Origin of the sequence: Stackebrandtia sp. (assembly GCF_035643755.1) — a bacterium.
Lineage (GTDB): Bacteria > Actinomycetota > Actinomycetes > Mycobacteriales > Micromonosporaceae > Stackebrandtia.
This window is the reverse complement of record NZ_DASQPW010000051.1, coordinates 1-6130: the sequence shown is the minus strand read 5'-3', so window position 1 is coordinate 6130 and position 6130 is coordinate 1. Positions and strand designations below refer to the sequence as shown.

The following is a 6130-nucleotide window of genomic DNA, read 5'->3' as shown; positions in this document are numbered from 1 at the left end:
CGCCGGGGACCGCCGCGGCCTGCGCGACGGCCACCCGCAGCGGCCGGACCGGATCGTCGGGAGAGTGCATCCGTCCATGGTGCCAGCACTTAGGATTGGTCACAGCACTTCAGGGCGCGTCACGCGCACCGCCTCCCTATCGACAGGATCGTCCAGTGCCCAGGGTCAGTCCGGAACGGCTACACACTCGACGCCGCGAGATTCTCGCGGGAGCGCGTGCCTGTTTCGCGCGCCACGGGTACGAGGGCGCCACCGTGAAGCGCCTCGAGGAGGAGATCGGGCTGTCGCGGGGGGCGATCTTCCATCACTTCCGGGACAAGGAGTCGCTGTTTCTGGCGGTGGCCGAGGACGACGCGGCGGCCATGGCCGAGACCATCGCCGCCCACGGCCTGGTGCAGGTGATGCGGGATCTGGCCGCCCAGGCCGATCAGCCCGAGACCACCGGCTGGCTGGGCAGCCAGCTGGAGGTCAGCCGCCGGCTGCGCACCGACGCGGGTTTCGCTCGGGAGTGGGAGGAGCGCAAGCAGGCGATCGCCAGCGCCACCCGCGAGCGGCTGTCGCGGCAGCGGCAGGCCGGGATACTGCGCGACGATCTGTCCATTGAGGTGGTCGCGGGTTTCCTTGAGCTGGCGTATGACGGGCTGATCACGCACCTGGCCATGGGGAGCCGGGGCGCGAACCTGGACTCCATTTTGGACATGGTGGAGGCCGCGGTGCGGCGCCCGGCCCCGCGGTAGGCGAGTTCCGATACATACTCGGTTGTCTACAACCTGCCTACATAGGCGAATTTTTAAGGATTGAAATATCCTGCTTCACCACTAATTAGTGGTTTGTGGTTCTTCCGGTATTTCCCTGCGTCCTTTACCGTTTTATCAACGCCCCTCGCCAGTGCCCTTCGACCCCCCGGAGCACACCATGCGTACATCCCTGGGGACGCGTGCCGTACGACTCGCCACGGCGGCCGCGATCTGCCTGAGCGCCACCGGTTTCGTCCTGCTCGCGTCAACCTCCACCGCCTCCGCCGCCCAACCCGACCCCCATGACCTCGCGATTCACCGCGTCAACACCTCCTCCGGCCTGATCTCCGGCCTCGACTCGGCCATGCCCAAGAAGTCCGTGTCCGATGTGGTCGCCTCGGCGAATCGCACCGGAACCGCGTGCACGGCACCGGTGTCGCACCGCGCGGCGTCGTTTTGTTGGCAGTCCGGCGACAGCTCGGTCAAGTACTGGGTGCCGCAGGGCGTCACGTCCAGCTCCGACGCCTCGGCGTTGTCCACCTTCGACGGACAGCCGGTCCTGCTGTCGGCGTGGTACGACAACGGCAGCAACGGTTCCAGCCGCGGCGTGCGAGTGAGCTTCATCGACATGTCGTCGACGACCACGCCGAAGTACCGGCACGTGCTGCTGGTGGAGCCCACCGGGACCTCCTCCGCTCCCAGCTACAAGCCCGTGATCGCGCACGCCGGCGGCCTGGCCTGGTACGGCAACCAGCTGTACGTGTGCAACTCCTCCAGCGGCATGCGGGTCTTCGACATGCGGCACATCCTGGCCACCAACAACAGCACCGACGGCGCCATCGGCAGGCAGTCCGACGGCAGCTACGCCGGTCTGGGCTACGGCTTCGTGATGCCGCAGGTCGCCAAGTACCAGCCCTCCGTCACCGGGGGCGAGGCCGCCATGCAGTTCTCGCAGGTCGCGGTGGACCGCACGTCCATTCCGAACTCCCTCGTCGTCAGCGAATGGGACCCGGAGGGCACCGGCACCCGGATGATCCGCTTCGACGTCGACCTCGACGGCACCGCCAGCCCCGACTCCGACGGCATCGCCCGCGCCGACTGGGCCTACGTCACCGACTTCCGCAGCATGCAGGGAGCCACCGCCATCAACGGTGTCTACTACGTACAACGCAGCAACGGCGACACCGCCAAGGGCGGCATGATCAAGTGGAGGCCCGGCGCCACGCCCGACATCAACGACGGCACCCTGCCGATCGGCCCCGAGGACGTGACGTACTGGCGCGGCAAGGACCAGCTGTGGAGCCAGACCGAATACCTCGGCAAGCGCTACGTCTACGCCTCCACGGTCTCGGCCTGGTGAGCCGAGGCACGGAGGCGAGACGCGCGATCGCCGCCGTGATCATGAAATAATTCGGCGTCCGGGCTGGTTGTGGCCGATCACCTGCCCCCCGTTCGAAAGGCCCCGCCCATGGCTGCCGACGCCGCGCACACCCCCGTCCATCCACTCCGCCAGTTGGCCGCCGCCTCGGTCGGCAACCTGGTGGAGTGGTTCGACTGGTATGCCTACACCTTCCTGGCCATCTACTTCTCGCCCCAGTTCTTCCCGAAGACCGACAACGTCCTGGTGCCGCTGCTGTACGGCTTCGCGGTGTTCGCCGTGGGCTTCTTCATGCGGCCCATCGGCGGGCTGCTGCTCGGCTGGCTGGCCGACCGCATCGGCCGCAGGGCCGCCCTGACCTGGACCATCACGCTGATGGGCGCGGGCGGGATGGTCCTGGCGCTCAGCCCCACCTACGAGGCGGTCGGCGCCCTGTCTCCCGCGCTGCTCGTGGTGGCACGGCTGGTGCAGGGACTGTCCATCGGCGGCGAGTTCGCCGCCTCCACGACGTTCCTGGTGGAGTCGGCGCCGCCCCACCGCCGCGGGCTGTACTCCAGCTTCCAGTACGTGTCCACCACGATCGGCCAGCTGATCGCCTCGGGGCTGGCGGCGCTGCTGGCGTTCCTGCTCACCACCGACCAGATGGGATCCTGGGGCTGGCGGATCATGTTCGCCGTCGGCGCTCTCGGCAGCTTCGTCGGGCTGTGGATCCGGCGCGGCGCCGTCGAGACCCACCGCACCGCCGCCGACTACGAGGCGCGCGCCGAGCGCAAGCCGCACATGTTCGAATTCATCGTTCGCTACCCGCTCAAGGCGCTGCTGATCGTCGGCATCACCATCGCCGGCACCATCGGTTACTACACCTGGACGGTGTACCTGCCGACGTACGCCGAGACCACCGTGAAGTTCGACCCGGGCAAGGCGCTTGTGGTGTCGACGATCTCGCTGGCGTTCTTCGCGGTGCTGCAACCGCTGGCGGGGATGCTGTCGGACCGCATCGGACGCAAGCCGCTGCTCATCGTCTTCGCCGCGGGTCTGACCGTGCTGACGGTGCCACTGCTGAGCCTGGTGACCGCCAGCTTCATCAGCCTGCTGCTGGTGTCGTTGGTGGCCATGGTGTTCCTGAGCGGATACACCTCGATCGCCGCGGCCGTCATGGTCGAGACCTTCCCCGCGCGGGTACGGGCGGCGGGCATCGGGTTCCCGTATTCGCTGACCGTGGCGATCTTCGGCGGCACCGCCCCGTACGTCGGGACGCTGCTGGCCAAGCTGCACGTCGGCGGGTGGTACCCGTGGTACATCGTCGTGCTCACCGCGATATCGCTGCCGGTGTACCTGCTGCTGAAGGAGACCAAGGACGTGTCCCTGGCCGAGGAGTGAGCCCCGGAAACAACGCTGGCCCGGCACCTCGCATGTGAAGTGCCGAGCCAACCACCGATGAGTTGTACGTGGTCCACTGTCCGCCGGTGGCTTGAGCAAATCTTGAATAAACCTTGGGTCGGCTCAATCGGTGGGTTTGGTGAGGTCGTACAGGGTGGTGCCGTCCACGGTGGTCTTGGTGAAGTGCTTCTTGACCCACGTGGTGATCGACGACGAACCGCCGCCGCCAGGGCCGCCCTTGCCGCCCTTGTCGCTGGTCGAGATGAAGTAGTGGACCTTTCCGTCGGCGACGTCCTGCTTGAACTGGGTGAGCGTCGGCGACGGGTCGCTGCCGTTGAAGCCGCCGATCGGCATCACCGCGTGTTGGGTCGCCAGCTGGAAACCCGCGGCGTTCTGGGCGCCGATGGCCGCGGCCACCCAGGTGTAGTCGTCGGCGTTCTTCGACACGACGGAGGCGACCTTGTCGCTGACGTCCTGGCCGTCGAGCAGGCCGCCCATGCCGCCACCGCCGCCGCGTTCGCGGCCTCCCGGGCCGCCCTGGCCTCCGCCGGGGAACGCGCCCTTGCCGCCGGGGGGCTTGCCCTTGTTGCCCTGGCCTCCGCCGGGGAATCCGGCCTTGCCGCCGCCGGCGGGTCCTCCCCCGCCGGGGCCGCCCTGTCCGCCGCTGACGCTGGGTCCGGCGGTCACAATGGACCCGCCGTGCGCGGTGGCCACCGTCTGCGCCGTGTACGACATCGGTCCCGCCAGCGCGGCGGCCAGGCCGACGGCGGCGATCAGCGCCACCGCGCGGCCCCGCAGGCGGCTCGCCAGCACGATTCCCACGGCGGCGAGCAGGCCCACGGCCAGCACCGTCCAGCGCAGCCACGGCAGGAACGTCGACGAGCGTCCCAACAGGACGAACGCCCACGCGGCCGTGGCGCCGAGCGTCGCCGCCAGGGTGACGCGGGCCGCCGCCCGGGAACGCTTGGCCCACAACATGGTCGCGCCGATGCCGGTCAGCGCGGCGAGGTACGGGGCCAAGGCGATCGTGTAGTACTGGTGGAAGATGCCCGCCATGAAGCTGAACACCAGCGTCGTGGCGACGAGGCTGCCGCCCCACAGCAGCAGGTCGGCGCGCCTGGCGTCGGTGCGCGCGGCGCGTCCCGCCAGCACCAGGCAGGCGACGAACAGGATCAGCGCGGCGGGAAGCAGCCAGGCGATCTGACCGCCGATGTCCGCGCCGAACATCCGGGTGAGGCCCGTCGAGCCCCACGCGCCGCCGCCACCGCCACCGCGGCCTCCCCCGCCGCCGACGCTGCCCGCCTCGTCGCCCGTGATGCGCCCGAAACCGTTGTAGCCGAAGGTGAGTCCCAGGAAGCTGTTGTTCTGCGAGCCGCCGATGTAGGGGCGCGAGGATGCGGGCCACAGCTCCACGACCGCCACCCACCAACCGGCCGACACGATCATCGCCAGACCGGACCACAGTAGATCGACGACGCGGCGCCCGACCTTGTGTGGCCCGCACACCAGGTAGACGACGGCGAGAACGGGCAGGATCAGCCACGCCTGCAGTCCCTTGGCCAAAAAGCCCAGTCCCAGGCTGGCCCCGCACAGCAGCAGCCACTTCAGGCGCCCGTCCTCCAGCGCCCGGGAGCCGCAGTACACGGCCGCGACCATCAGCAGGCACAGCATGGCGTCGGGGTTGTTGAAGCGGAACATCAACGCCGCCACGGGGGTCAGCGCCAGCGCGCCCCCGGCGATCAGGCCCGCGGCGGGACCGAAGCGGCGTTTCACCGCGGCGTACAGCAGCCCGACGGTCGCGACGCCCTGCAGCGCCTGCGGGACGAGGATCGACCACGAGTGGAGCCCGAAGATCCGCACCGCGAGGTCCATGGGCCACAGCGACAGCGGCGGCTTGTCCACCGTGATGGAGTTTCCGGCGTCGCTGGATCCGAAGAAGAACGCCTTCCAGCTCTGGCCGCCGGCCTGCGCGGCGGCGGAGTAGAACTCGTTGGCGTAGCCCGAGGAACCCAGGCCCCACAGGAAGAGCACGGCGCTGACGGCCAGCAGCCCCCACAGTGCCGGTCGGGCCCAGGAGGGGTCGCCGGGGGCGCCGCGCCACAGGCGCTTGTGGAGGCTCGGCCTCGGTTGGTCGATGGTCGCGGTGGTCATCGGGTCTCCCCCCGGTCGGCGCGGGCGGCCGGGAACACCCAGCCGCGCAGCAGCAGGAATCTCAGTAGGCTCGCGGCGAGGTTCGCCACGATCAGCACGGCCAGTTCGGTGCCCTGCGAGGCGGACGGGTTGGCCGCCTGGAGCGCGGCCAGGCTCCCGCTGGTGAGGGCCAGCCCGATGCCGAACACCACGAGGCCCTGGGCCTGGTGGCGGACGGCGCGTTCGCGGCCCTTCACCCCGAAGGTGAAGCGCCGGTTGACCGCGGTGTTGGCCAGCGCCGAGATCAGCAGCGCGACCACATTGGCCAGTTGCGCGCCGGTTTCGATGCGCAGCAATGAGTACAGCACGAGGTAGAACAGCGTGCTGGCGATGCCGACGACGGCGAAGCCCAGGAGCTGGCGGGCCAGGCCGCGCGGCGCCGCGGCGCGCGGGTCGTCGGTGACCGGGCGCGCCAGGTGGGACAGCGGCAGCACCCCGCGCGCCA

The 6130-nt window shown here is 69.6% G+C and carries 5 protein-coding genes; 3 read left to right on the top strand and 2 right to left on the bottom strand.

The features are described 5' to 3' along the window. Positions 1 to 155 precede the first annotated feature (155 nt). The 3 genes from VE172_RS03755 (at position 156) to VE172_RS03745 (ending at position 3495) form a co-directional block, all read left to right on the top strand. Positions 156 to 737: a TetR/AcrR family transcriptional regulator gene (locus VE172_RS03755; RefSeq protein WP_324797365.1), complete on the top strand. Its 582-nt coding sequence runs from the start codon at positions 156 to 158 to the stop codon at positions 735 to 737. 178 nt (positions 738 to 915) lie between these two features. Next, positions 916 to 2097 (top strand): hypothetical protein, encoded by a 1182-nt coding sequence (locus tag VE172_RS03750; RefSeq protein ID WP_324797362.1) that lies wholly within the window; start codon positions 916 to 918, stop codon positions 2095 to 2097. A gap of 108 nt (positions 2098 to 2205) precedes the next feature. Further along, positions 2206 to 3495 (top strand): MFS transporter, encoded by a 1290-nt coding sequence (locus tag VE172_RS03745; protein WP_324797359.1) that lies wholly within the window; start codon positions 2206 to 2208, stop codon positions 3493 to 3495. 123 nt (positions 3496 to 3618) lie between these two features. On the opposite strand, the gene VE172_RS03740 is transcribed toward VE172_RS03745, so the two are convergent. Continuing rightward, entirely contained in the window at positions 3619 to 5646 is a 2028-nt protein-coding gene (locus VE172_RS03740; protein WP_324797356.1) for an ArnT family glycosyltransferase, read from the bottom strand. After that, the coding region (locus VE172_RS03735) for a GtrA family protein (protein WP_324797353.1) at positions 5643 to 6130 on the bottom strand (488 nt) is incomplete at its 5' end. The genes VE172_RS03740 and VE172_RS03735, both read right to left, overlap by 4 nt.

Bases quoted from the DNA above. Each gene is read 5' to 3' on its own strand.
- VE172_RS03750 (WP_324797362.1), top strand. From the start codon at position 916: ATGCGTACATCCCTGGGGACGCGTGCCGTACGACTCGCCACGGCGGCC.
- VE172_RS03745 (WP_324797359.1), top strand. From the start codon at position 2,206: ATGGCTGCCGACGCCGCGCACACCCCCGTCCATCCACTCCGCCAGTTG.
- VE172_RS03740 (WP_324797356.1), bottom strand. From the start codon at position 5,646: ATGACCACCGCGACCATCGACCAACCGAGGCCGAGCCTCCACAAGCGC.